Below are 18,789 nucleotides of genomic sequence, written 5' to 3' on the forward strand. Positions count from 1 at the left end.
CGGATGATTGAGAACCGTCGCGGGCTGGATGTCTTCAGCCACGCCATGCTGGTCGTCGCCATTGTGGTGGTGCTGTTCCCGCTGTATGTCGCGTTTATCGCCGCCACCATGAGTCAGGAACAAATGTCACAGGTGCCGATGTCGCTGCTCCCCGGCGGCCACCTGTGGGAAAACATGGTGTATATCTGGCAGCACGGTGTGGGCGATAACAACAGCGCGCCATTCGGCCTGATGCTGTTTAACAGCTTTGTGATGGCGCTGACGATCACCGTCGGCAAAATCAGCGTCTCGATGCTGTCGGCCTACGCCATTGTCTATTTCCGTTTCCCGTGCCGTAACCTGTTCTTCTGGATGATCTTTTCTACCCTGATGTTGCCGGTGGAAGTGCGTATCTTCCCGACGGTGGAGGTGATTTCTCACCTGAATATGACCAACAGTTATGTCGGGTTGACTCTGCCGGTGATGGCGTCGGCCACCGCCACGTTTCTGTTCCGCCAGTTCTTTATGACGCTGCCGGACGAACTGCTGGAGGCGGCGCGTATCGACGGTGCCAGCCCCATGCGCTTTTTCTTCGACATGGTGCTGCCGTTGTCTAAAACCAATCTGGCGGCGCTGTTTGTCATCACCTTTATCTACGGCTGGAACCAGTATCTGTGGCCGCTGTTGATCATCAACGACCCTCGTCTGGGTACGGCGGTCGCCGGTATCCAGAGCATGATCGCCACCGGCGATACCGCTACCCCCTGGCATCAGGTGATGGCGGCGATGCTGATGACGATGTTACCGCCGTTATTGGTGGTGTTGCTGATGCAACGCTGGTTTGTGCGCGGTCTGGTTGATAGTGAGAAATAAAACCCTATGGCATGCTTAAAACTTCAGGCCGTCACCAAATCCTACGACGGCAAAAATCAGGTGATTCGACCGATTGATCTCGACGTGGCAGACGGCGAATTTGTGGTGATGGTGGGGCCGTCCGGCTGCGGTAAATCGACCCTGCTGCGCATGGTCGCCGGGCTGGAACAGACCACCAGCGGCGATATTTATATCGGCGATGAGCGTGTGACGGATAAAGAACCCAAAGATCGCGGTATTGCGATGGTGTTCCAGAATTACGCGCTCTACCCGCACATGAGTGTGTACGACAACATGGCCTACGGCCTGAAAATCCGTGGCTTTGGTAAAGATCAGATCCGCCAGCGGGTGGATGAAGCGGCGCGCATTCTGGAATTGCAGCCGTTGTTGCAACGCAAACCGCGCGAGCTGTCCGGCGGCCAGCGTCAGCGTGTGGCGATGGGCCGTGCCATTGTGCGCGAACCGTCGGTGTTCCTGTTCGATGAGCCGTTGTCCAACCTTGATGCCAAGCTGCGTGTGCAGATGCGTCTTGAACTGCAACAACTGCACAAACGACTGAAAACCACCAGCCTGTATGTCACCCACGATCAGGTGGAGGCGATGACGCTGGCCCATCGCGTGATTGTGATGAATAAAGGCGTGGCGGAGCAGATCGGCGCACCGGCAGAGATTTACCGCAAACCGGCATCGCTGTTCGTCGCCAGTTTTATCGGCTCGCCTGCGATGAATTTGTGGGCCGGGCAGGTGAGCGCCGACGGTAGCCGGGTTGAACTGTCGGCGGATTTTTCGCTGCCGTTGCCGGTGGCGAAACCGGAGTGGCAAGGGCGCGCGGTGACGCTGGGCATGCGCCCGGAGCACATTGTGCAGTCCACCGCTGAGGCCGGTGGCGTACCGCTGGTGGTGGACACGCTGGAACTGCTGGGTGCGGATAATCTGGCGCACGGCAAATGGGCGGGGCAGAATATTGTGGTGCGCCTGTCGCACGAGCATTGTCCGGCGGTGGGAGAAACCCTGTGGCTTACACTGCCGACGGTATCCTGGCATATATTTGATTCGCAAAGCGGATTACGGATGGAAGCATGACCCCGAACTGGCTTTATCCTGCTATCGTCGCCCACCGTGGCGGCGGTTCTCTGGCTCCGGAAAACACACTGGCGGCGATTGATGTCGGTGCGCAGCATGGTCACAAGATGATCGAGTTTGACGCCAAGCTGTCGCAGGACGGGCACATCTTCTTGTTGCACGACGACACGCTGGAGCGCACCAGTAACGGGTGGGGCGTGGCGGGCGAGCTGCCGTGGGACAAACTGGTCGGGCTGGATGCCGGTAGCTGGTACAGCAGCCAGTTTCAGGGCGAACGCCTGCCGCTGCTGTCTGAAGTGGCGAAACGCTGCGAACAGTACGGTATGGCGGCCAATATCGAGATCAAACCGACTACCGGCTGCGAGGAGCAGACCGGCCGTGTGGTGGCGCTGGTCGCCCGCGAGCTGTGGCAGAGCCATCCTGTCGCGCCGCTGCTGTCGTCGTTTTCGGTTGAGGCGCTGGCTGCCGCGCAGCAGGCTGTGCCGGAGTTACCGCGAGGTCTGCTGCTGGATGAATGGGAGGAGGACTGGCGTAATCTGACGACACGGTTAGGCTGCGTCTCGATTCACCTCAACCACCGTCTGCTTGATGAAGCGCGCGTCAGAGCGTTGAAAGACGCCGGGTTGCGTATTCTGGTGTATACCGTCAATCAGCCCGATCGGGCGCGTACCCTGTTGCAGTGGGGCGTTGACTGTATCTGTACCGACCGGATAGATTTGATTGGACCGCAATTTAATTAACGTCGGCGGGTATCGTCTGTCCTGACAGCGTATGACTCCGACCCATAAATCGGCGTGTTTCGTCAGGCGTTTCCTGTATGACCTCGGGCCATGTCGCCCGCTCCCGGTAAGGCGTTACGCCTTACCGTCGTGACCTGCCATCAGCCTTCGCCTGGGGAGCAACGCCTTATTAAGGAAGGGCGATGCCCACGTTTATTGTTTCTCTTTGGCACCAGATTTTTCTTTCTCTACCGCTGTTTGTGCTGATTGCGCTGGGCTATGCCTTGATCCGTTTCGGCCATTGGTCGTCCACGGTGACCGATGCGCTGAGTAAATTCGTCTTTTCCGTGGCGCTGCCCGCCATGCTATTTCGCATGATGTGCGACTTTTCCAAACGACCCTCGGTGGATGCCCGGTTGCTCATTGCCTTCTTTGGCAGTTGCCTGCTGGTCTTCATTCTGGGGCGGGTGGTTGCCAGTCGGGTGTTCCGGCTGGATGGCGTTTCCGGCTCGGTGTTTTCGCTCAGCGGTATTTTCTCCAACAACGTGATGCTTGGCCTGCCCATCGCCACCCTGATGCTGGGGCCACAAGCGGTTCCGTCTGTGGCGCTGGTGCTGGTGTTCAATGGTTTGATTTTATGGACACTGGTAACGGTGTCGGTGGAGTGGGCGCGTAACGGTTCGTTGTCGATGCAGGGGTTTACCAAAACGGCGCTCGGCGTGCTGAAAAACCCGCTGATCATCGGCATTTTGTCCGGCACGTTTTACAGCCTGACGGGCTTGCCGCTGCCGGATGTGGTGGACAAGCCGATAGGCATGCTAGGGCAAATTGCCGTCCCGCTGTCGCTGATAGCGCTGGGGATGGGGCTGGCGGAATACCGCATCCGTGACGGGTGGCAAATCAGCGTGGCTATCTGTCTTATCAAACTGGTGGTACAGCCGTTGGTGGTGTGGGGGCTGGCGCTGGCATTAGGACTGCCGGAGATGGAAACCCGTGTGGTGGTGCTGCTGGGGTCGATGGCGGTGGGCGTGAATATCTACCTGATGTCCCGGCAGTTCAATGTATTGGGTGGCCCGGTTGCCGCCAGCCTGCTGATGTCGACCGCGCTGGCGGGGGTGACCACGCCGTTGATCCTGACGCTGATGGGCGTGCGGGTTTAACACACGCTCAGGCCTCTTACCTGCTCATGTCAGTGCCCGTCAGGCGATTGCCTGACGGGCACTGACGGGTATTCGGTGATAGCAGCGATATCATCAGTAGCTGCGGTTGGTATTACCGGGGGCAGATTGCTGAATGCGCTGGCGATTTTGCTCCAGTTGCTGTTGCAGTTGTTGCTGTTGTTCGCGGCTGCGCTGCTGAATGTCCTGATTGAGCTGCTGCTGCTGGAATTGTTGGCTTTGCTGCATCTCCTGTAGCAACCGCTTCTGGCTGCTGATGCCGTTTTCAAACTGCTGTTGCTGGGGCGAGATAGTTTGTGTAGCGGCCTGAGCCAGCAACGGCAGGCTCAACAGCCACATCAGGGAAGGCAGTATTCTCATAGCTCCTCCGGGGGAAACGACGGCCTTATCAGGTTCTATTCTAGCGGTTAATGCAAGCCGCGTCTGGTTTTCGCCGACAGATCGGACGATGTGCCACACAGGTCGTTGCTGGGGGACGGACACGGAATACGCTATACTGACGCCCACCTTTTTTCGTGCCTGACTTTATCATGTTTCATATTGCACTCTATGAGCCGCAGATCGCACCCAACACCGGCAATATTATCCGTCTGGCGGCCAACAACGGTTGCTCGTTGCACCTGATCGAACCCTTGGGTTTTGATTTCGAGGAAAAAAAGCTACGTCGCGCCGGGCTGGACTATCACGACCTGGCGAATGTCAGCCGTCACCGTAACTATCAGGATTTTTTGCAGGCAGTGGCAGGGCAGCGGATTTTCGCCTGTACCACCAAAGGCAGCCGTCCTTACGACGAGCCTGACTATCAGCCGGGTGATGTGCTGTTGTTTGGCTCGGAAACCGCCGGTCTGCCGGATGACATTCGCAATGGTTTCGCACCGGAAAACCGCATCCGCATTCCGATGGAACCCAATTGCCGTAGCCTGAATTTGTCCAATTCGGTGGCGATCATCAGTTACGAAGCCTGGCGTCAGAATGGGTTCGGTGGCCGCCGCTGACCGGCCCTTTACTGCTGTGACGGTGCGGATATCGGGTTCCGTAACGGCTGGCAAGCGTTGTGTGGTGGCAGGAGCACGGTGGCAGACGGAAGTCGGGTTAACGCTGTTGCAGGATAGGGGTACGACGCGCAGGCGTCGGGTTAAGCAGGAACACCACTTCGCCCCGGTAGAAGGGTGATGATGCCAGCCGCCGCTGCCACTGTTCATCCCACTTACCGTGTTGTACCAGTCCGAGCCGGAACGGCAAGGTCAGGCGCAACAGCGCAGGCAGATACGCGGTGTAATTCTCCACGGTTTGCCGCCCTTGATAGGTTTGCACCACCATTTCATCGACCACCCCGTTGAGGCGATTGAGTTGGCGAACGTCGCCGGTTTTGGCCCAATCCAGCAGCCCGGTAACGCTCAACCGGCAACCGGGCGGCAATTGCTGGCGTAACGCCTGCAAAAATTCAACGTAATGGGACAAGTGGTAGCTTTTGGCGTCGAAATCAAGCTGGATGCCATCAAGGTGATTACCGGCAGCGGCCCAACGTTGCCGAAGGTGCAACAGGCGTTGCCATTCCGATTGACTCAGCCGCAATTCAGATACCCGAAACGACAACCACAGGTGTTTGACCGGTAACTTGCTGACCGGGATCCCCTGGCGCAGAAAAACGGTTTTGCCGTTCCGGCGGGCGATTTCCCCCTGATGCAGGTAAAGCGTATCGGCCTGAGCGAGCACCGGTTGCGGCTGTACCGCCGCCCATAACCAGAACGCATGATAACGGGCGGCGTCAACGGTGGCACCGTAGGCGGTGATACTCAGGCACAGCAGGCTTGTCAGCACAACAGTACAACGGACTACCAGTAGTATTTGAGCTGTCGCGCCCATTGGCTACCTTTGAACTCGGTTTTGAGCTGTCGGAACCACGCTTTGCGGGTTCCCTTGCTGATATCCTGCGAACCGCAGTCGTTATAGCCGCTGGGTGCGTAGCAATAAATAGCGCGGTAGAGCGCATAGCTCTTGTCTTCCTCTGGGGCTTTCGCGTCGGCAATCACTTGCATGTAGTTATCCAGACGGTTGAACTCCTGACCGGGATAATAATCGGTAGCATCCGTCAGGCCGTTGAGCATGTTGCTTTCACCCCAATCGAACCCCACGCCGTTACCGGTGCGCAGGAAGAATTCGCCCATGCAGTTGAGCGCGTGGGCGTCGTTGGCGTTATGGCTCAGGGCTGTGACCGTTTCCTGCAAGGTGGGACATTCATACCCCTCTTCGGTATCACTGCCGTCCCAGTTAAACAGCGTCAGATCTTCTGCATTCCAGCTCATGTTCTCTGTGCTTTTCAGCGGTGCGATGACTTTCAGCAACTCGCTGTCTTTCAGGAAACCGGTGTAATCGCGGTGGGTGAGCTGTTTGGTGAGCAGTGTGTGCAGGGCGATGGCCCGCTCTTCCGGCGTCTGTTGTGGGCCGGTCTGTCGGTGCAGCAGATCGGCATCGGCGCTGACTTTCAGAATGGCAGAACGAAAACGCAGGTTTTTGACCGGACTTTCGGGGGTGAAGACTCGCTCAGGATGGCCGCTATCCACCAGCGTTTGTGCCAGCGCCAGTTGCAGATACTGCTGCTGGGTGTAGGTGGTTTTCAACGTCAGCAGGTGACGCCAGTGTGCTTCCGCGTCATCCCACTGTTTCTGGCGTTGCATCGCCAGCCCGCGCAGCACCTGGCTGCTAAAGGCGGTCACATCAGAGATATCCTTTGCAGTGGTCATCGGCAGGGTTTTGAGCACCGCTGCGTCGTCCCGCAATTGGTAATACTGAAACGCCGCCTGCAGGTAGTGAAACGCGTCCTGCATCCCGGCTTTTTCAAACAGCGGTTGCTGACGGGTGATTTCTTCCTGTGTAAGAGCGGGTAAGGTCATCCAACCGTCGGGGCTGCGCAGACGTTTGATGTCCTGCACCAGCATCAGAATGGGGGTGTCGGCGGAAGACACAAAGCGACTGTCTTCCAGCAGTTTGTTGTCAATTTCGTTACCGATGGTTTGCAGTTGCTCCACGCTGGTGGCTGATGCCAGCGCTTTGCTAAAACGCCGGGCCAGTGCAACGGTATCACCGCTGATCCATTCAGCCCGGCGGTACAGGCCTTCCGCGGAGTCGACGTATTTCCCTTTAGGGTACTGTTTCAGGTAGTCATCGATGCGTTGCACCGCCTGTTGCCCGGCCGTTTTATCCATCTTGCGTGGGTCGAACATGTTGTACTCGTCCTGCGCGTCTTTCATCGCCTGATTAATCGACACCCGAATCAGCATATAACGCGCGGTTTCTGCGACCCAAGATTGGTCGGCTGGCAACAACTGTTGGAAGCCCTTGTCCGCCTGATCCAATTGCCCGTCATAAAATGCGGTGGCGCTGATGAGGTAGCGTCGCAGCTCACCAGCGTGGCCTGTTTCCGGCACATCGGCCAGATCGGTTGTCGCGTTATCCAGGAGGTAATCGCTGGATAACATCCTCGTTCTGACCAGGGCTAACTGGGTCCGCTGGGCGTCGCTCAGCGACTTATCCGCCAGCAGCAGGTCGAAAAAACGCTCAAGTGTGGTGAGGTCGTTGGATATCCAGCGGCCATCCAGGTCAACGGGTGTCAGGGAGCGCAGTTTATCCAACTCGGTATCGGGGAAATGTAACTGAACGGCTTTTTGCAGCAGTGATGCATTCTCGTCGTTGGCTTTATCATCCACAGGCGCACCAGGATCGGCCTGAGTGTCGGCGTCGGTGCCATTGCCATTGTCTTCGGTGGCGTCGAGCCCCATCACGCGGTACGCGGTGAACGGGTCGACACGGGAACGGGTTTGATCCGGCTCCGGCTGCGGGATAGGCAGCGGGATATGGTTATGGCTGCTTTGCAGCAGCATGAGATTGGTACGGGTGTCATTATCCGGCAAAAGGTAAGGAAGTGCGGGCATACCGCAATCAGCATCGGAAAAACCGCATACGCCATCACCGGAGGCATACGCTGACATTGGTACCAGAGTGGCAATGAATCCAGCCAATAAGGCTAATCCTTTCATGTCCTTTTCCTGTGCAGGGTGTCAGGCAACATCAAGAACGTATCCATCAAACATGTGTAGGTTCATGCATGACTGAAGGGACAAACAGCATGGCCAGCGGGTAGTCTGGTTTGTTTGTTGGCAAGTCAGGACCCGTGGCACTGGTCTACACTCTACCCGACCACAGGAAAAACTCAATTGGTTGACGGTCTGGATGTGACAACAGGCGCGCTACACCGCGCCCGAAAACTGTCCACATCCGATGATACCGCGTGCCTGCCCTTGATGCGTTTGAGATGGCCTTGATGCCGCATTCACACGCATAACAACATTCACTTGGACAACACATTCACACTGACAACAATAAATGCCGACAACATCCTAACGCTGATAGAGCGGTAACCAGAGTGTGAGCTGTAAACCACCCAACGGGCTTTCGTCAGCCTTGGCCCAGCCACGATGTTGGGTCAGTGCCGTTTCGACGATAGCCAGCCCCAGACCAGTACCACCAGACTCCCGGTCACGGGCTTCGTCAGTACGATAGAACGGGCGGAAAATTTGTTCCCGATCTTCCGGGCTGACTCCCGGTCCATCGTCACCGACGACAATGGTCACGCCTTGAGCATCGGCCGAGAACGACACGGCGATGCGGCTGTGCGAATAGCGCAGCGCATTACGCACCACATTCTCCAGTGTGCTGTCGAGCGCGGTAGGGTTGCCGAACAACGGCCACGGTCCCGGTGGTGATAACACCTCAAGCGTTTTGCCCATCTGTTCGGCTTCAAAGCGGGCGTCGTCCAGCACATCGTTCCACAGCTCATCCGCCTGCAGTTCTTCGCGTGACAGTTCGTTCTTATGCTGATTGCGGGAGAGCACCAGCAAGTCGTTGATCATACCGTCGAGACGCTGGGTTTCGGTTTCTATACGGTTGAGTTCGTTGCCTTCGCCCTGACGGCGGCGTAATAGCGCGGTTGCCAGTTGCAGCCGGGTCAACGGTGTGCGTAACTCATGGGAGATATCGGATAACAGGCGCTGTTGCGCGGTCACCATGCGCTCCAGTGCGCTGACCATCTGGTTAAAGCTGGCACCGGTCGCCCGGAATTCCTGTGGGCCAGACTCCAGCTCCGGGTGCTGCTTCAGGTTGCCGCGCGCCACATCATCGGCCGCGTTTTTCAGTTTGCGTGCCGGTTTCGCCAGACTCCAGGCTAGCCATAACAACAATGGCGAACTGGTGAGCATGGTGACTATCAGCAACAACAACGGGCGGTCAAACAACAGGTTGATAAAGTCGGATTGTGGGCTGCTGGCGGGACGCAGCATGTACATCAGGTAGCTGTCTTCGCCATCACGTACAGCGAACGGCCCCAGTAATTCCAGCCGACCGTATTTTTTCTTTTGCGGGAAATCCGCACTGTCGGACTGGCCGATGAAATTGCGCACTATCTGCATTTCATTACGCTGAGCACCGATCACGCGCCCTTCACTGGTGACCAGCAGCAGGCGCTGACCCGGCGGCGCCCACTTTTCGATCACGCGAAACAAGCGACGCCACCACAGCAAATCATTGGCGGGATCGCTCGCCAGCTCGGCTTCTATGTGCTGCTCCAGCATCAACCCCTGCCGCTGTTCGTTTTCCAGCAGCGGGGTCAGTTGCCGTGAGTCCAGTTTCGGCAGCATCAGTACCAGCATCAGCACCAGTGCCAGCGTCAGCCAGAAAATAGCGAAAATACGGGCGGTGAGGCTGTTTATCATACGATGGCGGCCTGAATCATGCGGTAGACACCATCAGATAACCTCTGCCACGCAGGGTTTTAAACCAGGGCAGCCCATCTTTTCGCTCCGGCAGCTTACGCCGCAGGTTGGAGATATGCATGTCGATGGCGCGATCGAACGGCGTCAGGCGCTTACCCAGCACTTCCTGACTGAGATGCTCACGCGAGACGACCTGTCCCAGACGTTGTGCCAGCAGGTAGAGCAGGGTGAATTCCGTACCGGTCAGGTCCAGCACTTCGTTATCGAAGCTGGCTTCCTGACGACCGGGGTTAAGCCGCAGCGCATCCACTTCGATAGTGGGGGCACTGGCTTCGCCGGCCTGCTGTTGATCGGTCCAGTTAGAACGACGCAGGATAGCGCGGATACGGGCGACCAGCTCCCGGTCGTTAAACGGTTTCGGCAGGTAATCGTCTGCGCCCAATTCCAGGCCGAGGACACGGTCCAATTCGCTGCCACGGGCGGTAAGCATGATTACCGGCGTCTGGTAGCGTTGGCGCACTTCTTTAAGTGTGTCGATGCCGTTTTTCTTCGGCATCATGATATCCAGCAATAACAGGTCAACCGAGTCATCCAGCACGCTTAACGCCTGTTCGCCGTCATGGGCGACAACGACGTTAAAGCCTTCCATTTCGAGCAATTCCCGTAACAGGGATGTCAGTTCGCGATCGTCATCAACCAACAGGATTTTATTCATGATTTACCTACCTCCACGGGCAAAATACGCCATAGATCGCCGCTATTCCATGACTTTACTTAGTTTTACATCGTCTGACGCATGTTTGCAGCAAGGCATTTAGACTAGGTCCATCGATTAGCCAACAGTACACGGCACACTTTACGCAAACATAAGCTGTACGTGAACACATGTCGGTGAACACAGAGGAGTCATGAGATGCGGGGCACCCTCATCACGTTATCTTTTACTTCACTGCTGATGCTGGTCACCGGCACTGTGATGGCGATCGAGCATCATTCTTCTGTCGACAGTGATGCCTCTGCCGAAAACAATGCCCCACAAGTGGGGAACTGTTATCGGGATGACTCTGCCACGAAACGTGAAGAGAGTCAGCAAGGTATGTTCGACGGTGTGAGGCTGACGGAACACCAGCGTCAGCAAATGCGTGACCTGATGCGGCAAGTGCGCCACGAACAGCCTGCTTATGAGGCGAATGATGTGGAAATCATGCATCGGTTGGTCACGGCAGAAAAATTTGATGCCCCGGCGGTGCAGGCGCAGGTCGCCAAAATGGTACAGGCACAGATTGCGCGTCAGGTAGAAATCGCCCGGGTGAGTAATCAGATGTACAACATGCTGACGCCGGAGCAAAAAGCGGTGTTAAACCAGAAACATGAGCAGGCGATGCAGACTGTGCGCCAGCAGATGCCCGCGTCCGACTCGAGCAGCCAGAATTTGCAACTGTCCCGTCAGGGGCAGGATGAGAGCCCAGAGCAGTGATAGTTTTGAGTAATGAATGATAGTACCGAGTAATGCGTGTTTTTCCGAGTAGTGAGAAGTGAGAGTAGTGCCGAGAGTAGTGTGTGTTAAAGAAGTAACCTGTTTTCCTTGCCATAGACACCATCCCTGTCTTTTTCCCCGCCTTGATGGCGGGGTTTTTTTTGGTGCACATAACCAATAACTCTTTTGCCTTTAACTAACACAGGCTGATACATCGATTACCAATAGCGCGGCTGGGCCTAATGGTGACGCCATTTCTGGGTGATGGGGTTACTGATGTTGTTTTCTGCCAGGGTAAAGGTGCCATTCTGTTGTGCGATAGCTTCTCCCGTGTCGACAATCGCATTTTGTATAAAGTATTTTTCCTTATCCCCATTAATAAAGGTTAACTGGTGAAAGGCAGTCTTTTTTCCCCAATCTTCAGAAGGTAATGAGATATATCTGATAGTGTATGTTTGATCTTGAAAATTTCCCTGCATGACATAGACGCCATAATGCTCTTCACCCTGGGAGATTATTTTATAAATACCATTGTCATAATAAAATATTTCCGCATCAGGAAAGGGTTTCTTTTCATAGAGTTTACGGTAATGCAGCGTTTGCTTGTAAGTCGGCGCACCAAAGCCAACTTCGAGTTTTTGCTCATTATTATCGGTGGTTAACGAGCTTGCCTTGCTGGAGCTGACGGTCATCAGTCCCAGAAAAAGAAATGAAAAATTCATCTTCATGACCTATCTCCTTAACGTTGCTTCATGATTCCTCTGAAAAATAATAATGCATGCTGGTTGAGGTGACTACCCGCCTGTCGATTCTCTGGAGGAATTATATTTCTGTCATGCCAATGATGTTACTAATTATCACCTGCTTTCCCGTTGTTTATGGCGATGAATTTATGGCGATAAAAAAACACGATAAGAGTGGTTGTGCTATCGCTGTTCCAACCCTAATCAGGCGTTTTTTTGTTGGCCTGTCAGCATAATGCCCGGTACTGCCACAACAGGCTTAAATCGCTTGAAAAAGTGCATGTCGACAGGTGTGGCGGTATTTTCTCCATGCCTGAGCATGGGTCTCTTTATCGCTAATTCTGATGAGACATATTATGAGTACGAAATATACGGCTCTGCTTACCCAGGTGGGAGCCGCCAGGCTGGCTAATGCCATCGCGCAGGGAAAACAATTGGCGATCGCACGGATGGGCGTAGGCGATGGCGGTGGTATATTACCCACGCCGAACCCCTCCCAGACTGCGCTGTTGAATGAAAAACGCCGCGCTGCGATTAATTCGTTGAGTATCGACCCCACTAACGCGAACCAGATTATTGTCGAACAGGTTATCCCGGAAAACGAGGGGGGATTCTGGCTGCGGGAAATTGGTTTGTACGATGACGATGATAATTTGATTGCGGTAGCTAACTGCCCGGAAACTTATAAACCGCAGTTACAGGAGGGTTCTGGCCGTGTACAGACGGTACGTATGATTCTGGCTGTCAGCCAGGTTGATGCGGTGTCATTGAAAATTGACCCGGCGGTGGTGTTGGCGAGTCGGCAATATGTCGATGACAAGGCATTATCTTCGCAGACGTATACCAATACGAAAGTAACGGAAGTTAAATCCTATACCGACAATGGATTAGCTGCACATATTGCTGCTGTGAATCCACACAAGCAGTATGCGCCGATTGAAAGCCCGGTATTTACCGGTAATCCCACCGCACCGACACCACCTTTATTTGATGCGGATAGCAGTATTGCGACTACGGCGTTTGTGCAAAGATCACTGGGTAATTTACAGGGTGTATACCAGATAAAAGAGTCGACCACACTGACCCCTGATGCGTTTGGGCGCTTTATTGAAGTCATTTCACCCGGTATTACACTTACTTTGCCTGATGCAACCCTATGTCAAGGCGGGGTAATTGAGCTGCGCAATGCCAGCGGGGGTGTGCTCTCGGTCTCTGGAGCGGGGAAAAGTATTGTGGGTTCCGTAACCCCTGTGGGGCCGGACAGTATCGTATTGCAGAGCGGAACTTACGTACGCTTACTGACGACGGGGGGCGATTGGCGTGTCTCAGGTGCCAATCTCCCACTTGATGAAATTGCGGGTATTCCATTGCCCTGGCCGCAGTCTATGGCACCCACTGGCTGGCTTAAATGTAACGGTCAGTCGTTCGATAAAAATCTGTATCCCAAGTTGGCGCAGGTTTATCCATCAGGCTTGTTGCCCGATTTGCGTGGCGAGTTTATTCGTGGCTGGGATGATGGGAGAGGAGTGGATGAAGGACGAGTTCTCGGGTCTGCACAGGCTGGTACTTATATTACAGGTGATAATGGTAATACACCCGCAGTGCAGGGTATTGGGAATTTGCAAGAATGTAATGCGGATAAACCAGATTCGATAGCAAGGTCAATATATTGGATAGCTACATCTAGTACTCAGGAGTCGATTGGTTCTCCTTATTGGGGGGTGACTCGTCCACGAAATATCGCCTTTAACTACATTGTGAGAGCCGCATAAACGAGAGATATTTTTCCACTGTAGTAAATATCTTCTGTGAATAAAAACACATTGATTATTCTATTTGAACTGGATTGACTGAATATATCACTCTTTTTCTACCCGCCTTGATGGCGGGTTTATTTTTATCAGCACTGTTGTGCCATGGTAGATACAACCCCCGTCGGACGATTTACCCCCTATCTCTTTGCATAATGTTGTCAGAGGCAACAACAACATGAAATGGCTTGCAAAAGCAGGTGGTGATTCTTGCTGTGCATTATGGCGATACAACATGACTGTTTAAGGTAACCCGGAAGGAAAATGGTATGGCGGCGAAATATATAGCATTGCTCACTCAGGTGGGAGCGTCGAAACTGGCGAATGCCACGGCATTAGGGAAAATACTGAATATTACCCATATGGGGGTGGGGGATGGCGGCGGTAACCCGACAACACCTAATCTGACTCAGACGGCATTAATTAATGAAAAACGTCGGGCGGAATTAACGACCCTGAACGTGGACCCCGCTAATCCGAACCAAATTATTGCCGAGCAGATAATTCCAGAAAATGAAGGGGGGTTCTGGCTGCGTGAAATCGGGTTATACGATGCAGATGGGGATTTGATCGCGGTAGCCAACTGCCCGGAAACCTATAAACCGCAGATGCAGGAAGGCTCTGGTCGTGTACAGACAGTGCGCATGATTCTGGCTGTCAGCCAGACTGATGCAGTGTCATTGAAAATTGACCCGGCGGTAGTGTTGGCAAGTCGGCAATATGTTGACGACAAGGCATTATCGTCGCAGGCGTATACCGATACGAAAATCACGGAAGTTAAATCCTATACCGACAATGGATTAGCCGCACATACTGCTGCTGTAAATCCACATAAGCAGTATGCACCGATTGAAAGCCCGGTATTTACCGGTAATCCCGCGGCACCAACGCCACCTTTATTTGATGCGGATAGCAGTATTGCGACTACGGCGTTTGTGCAAAGAGCCTTGGGTAATATGCGGTCGGTATTGGGTGTCAAAGAAAGCCAGGTGTTAACCGGTGATGCGTTTGGCTGCTTTATTGAAGCCCAGGTGGCAGGTATTACGATTACGTTACCGAACGCGTCCCTTTGCGCTGGTGGGGTTATTGAGTTCAATAATATCTCCAACGGAGCTGTGACGATTTCTGGTGCAGGGGTGAATATTCTGGGGCCCAATAACCCATCTGGCTCAAATACGATGACGGTTAAAAGTGGGACGAATATAAAATTCCTTTCCACGGGGCCACAGTGGCGTGCGATTGGTGGTGTAGGCGCTGCTGGTGTAGGGTTGAATGGTTATCAAATTTTACCGTCCGGCATTATTATGCAATGGGGGACCGGGGTAACCTTAGGCGCGGGAGTTATCAACCAGCTATTCCCTATTGCCTATCCTAATAATATCTTCTCCGTCGTTATTACGGAAAATAACTCCGTTGGCTGGAATTATACGGGGGTGACAGTGTATGGGCAAAGTAATAGTACAAAAGAAATGCTGAAAGGCTATGGTGCCTTTGTTCGTAATGGTGGTTCCGTTGAGTTCTCTTCGGGTATTTCATATCAGTTTATTGCAATAGGGAATTGAGGTGTAATATGTTTTACTCTAAATCGTCTAATGGTTTTTATAGCCGTGAAATTCATGGTGCTAATGTTCCTGATGATGTTATTGAAATCAGTGATGATGATTATCAGGACTTATTAAGCCAACAGGTTCTTGGTAACGCTATTGTGTTTGATGAATCAACCCAAAAACCGATAGCGGTTACACCGGCATCACCATCGAAAACGCAGTTGGCGGAGGCCGCACGGCGTCAACGAGATAGCTTATTGGCTACCAGTGACTGGACGCAAGCGCCTGATGCCCCAGTAGATCAACAGGCCTGGCGGATATATCGGGAGGCACTGCGCAAGATTCCTGAACAGGCGGGGTTTCCCGTCACTATTGAATGGCCGTTATTACCTGAAAATAAATAACCGTATTTTTCTTTTTAGTTTTTCTCATCGTCTTTTTTAACGTTCCCCGCCTTGATGGCGGGTTTTTTTCACCCGTGTTGTTGTGCCATGGCGGATACAACGCCAGCCAGACGATTTGCCTGCCGTCTCTTTGCATAATGTTGTCAGAGGCAACAACAAAATGAAATGGCTTGCAAAAACAGACGGCAGTCTTCGCGGTACGGATTGCGATGCCATATGACGGATTAAGCTGACCTGAAAGGAAAATGGTATGACGGTGAAATACATGACATTGCTCACCCAGGTGGGAAGGGCGAAACTGGCGAATGCCGCGGCATTAGGAAAAATGCTGAATATTACCCACATGGGGATAGGCGATGGGGGCGGTAACCCAACAACGCCAGACCCGGCACAGACGGCATTAATTAATGAAAAACGCCGGGCGGTATTGAATGCCCTGAGAGTGGACCCCAATAACCCAAACCAGATTATTGCCGAACAGGTGATCCCGGAAAATGAAGGCGGATTCTGGCTGCGTGAGATCGGGTTATATGATGCGGATGGGGATTTGATCGCAGTCGCCAACTGCCCGGACACCTACAAACCGCAGTTGCAGGAAGGCTCGGGTCGCGTGCAAACCGTGCGTATGATTTTGGTGGTTAGCAATGCCAGCGCCGTTACCTTGAAAGTGGACCCGTCGGTGGTACTGGCAACCCGTCAGTCGGTTGATGACAAAGCCATTGAGGTGAAAGCCTACGCCGATACGCTGATGACCAGCCATGTGAGTGAGGCGAATCCGCACAAGCAGTATGCGCCGATTGAAAGCCCTGCATTGACGGGCATTCCCACCGCGCCGACCGCAGTGGCAGGAACGACCACAACACAATTGGCAACGACGGCATTTGTGGCAGGGGCGGTGAATTCACTGTCAGATAAAACCGATAACAACATCAAACTAAAACTGGATATTAATGACATCGTGGGTATTCCACTGCCCTGGCCGCAGGCTAACGTGCCTTCGGGCTGGCTCAAATGCAACGGTCAGGCGTTTGATAGAAACCTGTATCCACGGCTGGCACAGGTCTACCCGTCGGGAGTATTGCCTGATTTGCGTGGTGAGTTTATTCGTGGTTGGGATGATGGGCGTGGGGTGGATAGTGGTCGGCAGTTGTTAGTGTTGCAATCTGATGAGTTTAAAAATCACTCACATACATATACGGTAAGTCTTGACCGAGCACCAGCAACAGCAGGCAATGCAGTGTTTGGTGATGAACCATATTATGGCACTACTACTATTGCGGTCTCGCCAGCAGGTGGTGCAGAAACGCGTCCCCGAAACATTGCCTTTAACTACATCGTAAAGGCGGCATAATAGATATAAAAAAGAGTGTTATTTATTCATCGGCAGTATGGATAAAACAATACAAATTTATTTTGGGGGATGGGATTTATTTCTTACAACTACAGCATGCTTGTTTTTAATGAAATTATTACCTGAAGGTATATTTATCCCATCTGTTGTGTCATAGCAGAAACAACGCCATCAACAGGTAATTATTTTAGTATCTTTGCATAATGGTTGTGAGAACGCAGAACGAACACTCGACTCTGGTATTACGGCAATATTTTTGCCGCTGACTCTATTTTAAATTTATTCAGACGAGATAAACGATGGGAACTAAATATTTTACGATTCTCACTCATATCGGTGAGGCGAAATTAGCGCAGGCAATCTCAACCGGAAAACCGCTGGAAATTACCCAAATGGGGGTGGGGGATGGCGGTGGTGTATTACAGGCACCGGACCCGACGCAGACATCACTGGTGAATGAAAAACGCCGGGCGGCGATTAATTCCCTGAGTGTGGACCCGGATAACCCCGGTCAGGTTATTGCCGAGCAGGTAATCCCTGAAAATGAAGGGGGGTTCTGGCTGCGTGAGGTGGGGCTTTATGATGCGGCCGGTAATCTGATTGCGGTGGCAAACTGCCCGGAAACCTATAAACCCGAACTGAAGGAAGGGTCGGGCCGGATTCAGACCGTGCGCATGATTCTGATCGTCAGCCGTACTGATGCCATCACCCTAAAATTTGACCCGACGGTGGCGCTGGCGACACGGCGTTATGCCGACACACTGCTGGCCGGGCATCTTGCTGAGCCTAACCCGCATTCGCAGTACCTGCTGATCAGTGAGTTTGTGGGGATCCCACAACCCTGGCCGCAGGCGACCGCCCCGGCGGGCTGGCTGAAATGTAACGGCCAGTCGTTTGATAAAAGCGCTTATCCCCGGCTGGCGCAGGTCTACCCGTCTGGCGTGTTGCCGGATTTGCGCGGTGAATTTATTCGTGGCTGGGATGATGGGAGAGGGATAGATTCAGGTAGATCATTGCTATCTATGCAAGAATCTACGTGGATACAACCAGATTTAGAAAACGGTACAACTGCATCAGCTATCGCTCTTGGGAATACTGAGCGTGGTTTTGATTTATCAATGACAGGAGCACTGAGCAATATTCCGGGAGCTACGTCGAATGGCTCAAGAGGTAAATGGTATATCAGGCCTCGTAACATCGCCTTTAACTACATCGTGAGGGCGGCGTAATGACGATATCGACGCAGGACGTGCGCGCAGTGCTGGCGGCAGACGGGCTGGCTACTCAGGCAGGTTGGTTGCGGGTGTACCACGTGGATGTGCTCACCCGTGAGTTCGATGGTTACAGCGATGAATACCTGATGGTCGGTACCGGGATTCCCGCCCATAGCTACGCCGATGAGCCGCCGCAGCCAGAGGTGGAAGGGCAAGCGCTACGGCGTTCATCTGACGGCCTGCAGTGGGAATGGGTGCCTGATTTACGTGGGCAGACCGCTTACGATACGCAGACCCGTCAGCCACAGGTGGTGAGTGAGCTGGGTGCGTTGCCCGCAAACCTCACCCTGCTGCCGCCTGCCAGTGCCTTTGACCGCTGGGAGGGGGCGCAATGGGTAACGGATACGGCGGCCTATCAGGCAAGCCTGGCGCAATCGGCCCGACAGGAGTATGACGCCCGTCGCCAGATAGCACATGACCGCATTCGCGAGCTGACCTATGCGCAGGAACTGGACATCGCCACCGAGCAGGAAACCGAGGCGCTTAAAAGCTGGAAAATCTATCTGGTGCAGTTAAGTCGCGTCGATTTGAGTCATACACCGGACATCGACTGGCCGACCCCTCCATCACACTGATGAGACG

Annotated in this window: 18 protein-coding genes; 12 read left to right on the plus strand and 6 right to left on the minus strand. The window is 53.6% G+C overall.

The features are described 5' to 3' along the window. The first annotated feature begins 3 nt into the window (after positions 1–3). From ugpE to FAZ14_RS17600, 4 genes are all read left to right on the plus strand, one after another. Positions 4–852 (plus strand): sn-glycerol-3-phosphate ABC transporter permease UgpE, encoded by an 849-nt coding sequence (gene ugpE / locus FAZ14_RS17585; RefSeq protein WP_023641019.1) that lies wholly within the window; start codon positions 4–6, stop codon positions 850–852. A gap of 6 nt (positions 853–858) precedes the next feature. Further along, positions 859–1,935 carry a sn-glycerol-3-phosphate import ATP-binding protein UgpC gene (locus FAZ14_RS17590; RefSeq protein WP_038925709.1) on the plus strand — a complete coding sequence of 359 codons (1,077 nt, stop codon included), beginning with the start codon at positions 859–861 and terminating at the stop codon, positions 1,933–1,935. Continuing rightward, the gene (ugpQ, locus tag FAZ14_RS17595) at positions 1,932–2,675 is read left to right on the plus strand and encodes a glycerophosphodiester phosphodiesterase (protein ID WP_153508955.1); all 744 of its coding nucleotides are present in this window, start codon (positions 1,932–1,934) and stop codon (positions 2,673–2,675) included. The genes FAZ14_RS17590 and ugpQ overlap by 4 nt, the downstream gene beginning before the upstream one ends. Before the next feature lie 182 nt (positions 2,676–2,857). After that, positions 2,858–3,814 (plus strand): AEC family transporter, encoded by a 957-nt coding sequence (locus FAZ14_RS17600; protein WP_016942809.1) that lies wholly within the window; start codon positions 2,858–2,860, stop codon positions 3,812–3,814. A gap of 93 nt (positions 3,815–3,907) precedes the next feature. Here FAZ14_RS17600 and FAZ14_RS17605 read toward each other — a convergent pair whose 3' ends face one another. Continuing rightward, positions 3,908–4,192 carry a DUF2756 domain-containing protein gene (locus FAZ14_RS17605; RefSeq protein ID WP_016942810.1) on the minus strand — a complete coding sequence of 95 codons (285 nt, stop codon included), beginning with the start codon at positions 4,190–4,192 and terminating at the stop codon, positions 3,908–3,910. A 170-nt stretch (positions 4,193–4,362) separates the two neighbouring features. Here FAZ14_RS17605 and FAZ14_RS17610 point away from each other — a divergent pair, with 170 nt between their 5' ends. Further along, on the plus strand, positions 4,363–4,827 hold the full coding sequence (locus FAZ14_RS17610; protein ID WP_029456510.1) for a tRNA (cytidine(34)-2'-O)-methyltransferase: 465 nt from the start codon (positions 4,363–4,365) through the stop codon (positions 4,825–4,827). A 97-nt stretch (positions 4,828–4,924) separates the two neighbouring features. Here the strand turns inward: FAZ14_RS17610 and FAZ14_RS17615 are convergent, their stop codons facing one another. From FAZ14_RS17615 to cpxR, 4 genes are all read right to left on the minus strand, one after another. Beyond that, on the minus strand, positions 4,925–5,698 hold the full coding sequence (locus FAZ14_RS17615; RefSeq protein WP_016942812.1) for a DUF3142 domain-containing protein: 774 nt from the start codon (positions 5,696–5,698) through the stop codon (positions 4,925–4,927). Next, positions 5,668–7,869, minus strand: a complete 2,202-nt coding sequence (locus FAZ14_RS17620; protein ID WP_153508956.1) for a PA5441 family protein — start codon at positions 7,867–7,869, stop codon at positions 5,668–5,670. The genes FAZ14_RS17615 and FAZ14_RS17620 overlap by 31 nt, the downstream gene beginning before the upstream one ends. A 360-nt stretch (positions 7,870–8,229) precedes the next feature. Next, entirely contained in the window at positions 8,230–9,600 is a 1,371-nt protein-coding gene (gene cpxA / locus FAZ14_RS17625) for an envelope stress sensor histidine kinase CpxA (protein ID WP_016942814.1), read from the minus strand. 16 nt (positions 9,601–9,616) lie between these two features. After that, a complete protein-coding gene (gene cpxR / locus FAZ14_RS17630; RefSeq protein ID WP_015848325.1) occupies positions 9,617–10,315 on the minus strand; it encodes an envelope stress response regulator transcription factor CpxR in 699 nt (232 codons plus the stop codon). Between the two features lie 198 nt (positions 10,316–10,513). Here cpxR and cpxP point away from each other — a divergent pair, with 198 nt between their 5' ends. After that, positions 10,514–11,077: a cell-envelope stress modulator CpxP gene (gene cpxP, locus FAZ14_RS17635; protein WP_016942816.1), complete on the plus strand. Its 564-nt coding sequence runs from the start codon at positions 10,514–10,516 to the stop codon at positions 11,075–11,077. Positions 11,078–11,316: 239 nt separating this feature from the next. Here the strand turns inward: cpxP and FAZ14_RS17640 are convergent, their stop codons facing one another. Continuing rightward, positions 11,317–11,805, minus strand: coding sequence for a hypothetical protein (locus FAZ14_RS17640; RefSeq protein ID WP_016942817.1), 489 nt, complete (start codon positions 11,803–11,805; stop codon positions 11,317–11,319). 371 nt (positions 11,806–12,176) lie between these two features. On the opposite strand from FAZ14_RS17640, the gene FAZ14_RS17645 reads away from it, so the two are divergent. The 6 genes from FAZ14_RS17645 to FAZ14_RS17670 all read left to right on the plus strand — a co-directional run bounded on the left by FAZ14_RS17645 (position 12,177) and on the right by FAZ14_RS17670 (position 18,782). Further along, positions 12,177–13,592 carry a phage tail-collar fiber domain-containing protein gene (locus FAZ14_RS17645; RefSeq protein ID WP_153508957.1) on the plus strand — a complete coding sequence of 472 codons (1,416 nt, stop codon included), beginning with the start codon at positions 12,177–12,179 and terminating at the stop codon, positions 13,590–13,592. Between the two features lie 308 nt (positions 13,593–13,900). Next, on the plus strand, positions 13,901–15,193 hold the full coding sequence (locus FAZ14_RS17650) for a phage tail protein (protein ID WP_016942819.1): 1,293 nt from the start codon (positions 13,901–13,903) through the stop codon (positions 15,191–15,193). An 8-nt stretch (positions 15,194–15,201) separates the two neighbouring features. Continuing rightward, on the plus strand, positions 15,202–15,582 hold the full coding sequence (locus FAZ14_RS17655; protein WP_016942820.1) for a tail fiber assembly protein: 381 nt from the start codon (positions 15,202–15,204) through the stop codon (positions 15,580–15,582). A 250-nt stretch (positions 15,583–15,832) separates the two neighbouring features. Next, entirely contained in the window at positions 15,833–16,933 is a 1,101-nt protein-coding gene (locus tag FAZ14_RS17660; RefSeq protein WP_153508958.1) for a phage tail-collar fiber domain-containing protein, read from the plus strand. Positions 16,934–17,232: 299 nt separating this feature from the next. Next, the gene (locus FAZ14_RS17665) at positions 17,233–18,162 is read left to right on the plus strand and encodes a phage tail-collar fiber domain-containing protein (RefSeq protein ID WP_153508959.1); all 930 of its coding nucleotides are present in this window, start codon (positions 17,233–17,235) and stop codon (positions 18,160–18,162) included. Beyond that, on the plus strand, positions 18,162–18,782 hold the full coding sequence (locus FAZ14_RS17670) for a tail fiber assembly protein (RefSeq protein WP_016942823.1): 621 nt from the start codon (positions 18,162–18,164) through the stop codon (positions 18,780–18,782). The genes FAZ14_RS17665 and FAZ14_RS17670 overlap by 1 nt, the downstream gene beginning before the upstream one ends. Positions 18,783–18,789 lie beyond the last annotated feature (7 nt).

Source organism: Dickeya oryzae, from assembly GCF_009372235.1.
Taxonomy (GTDB): domain Bacteria; phylum Pseudomonadota; class Gammaproteobacteria; order Enterobacterales; family Enterobacteriaceae; genus Dickeya; species Dickeya oryzae.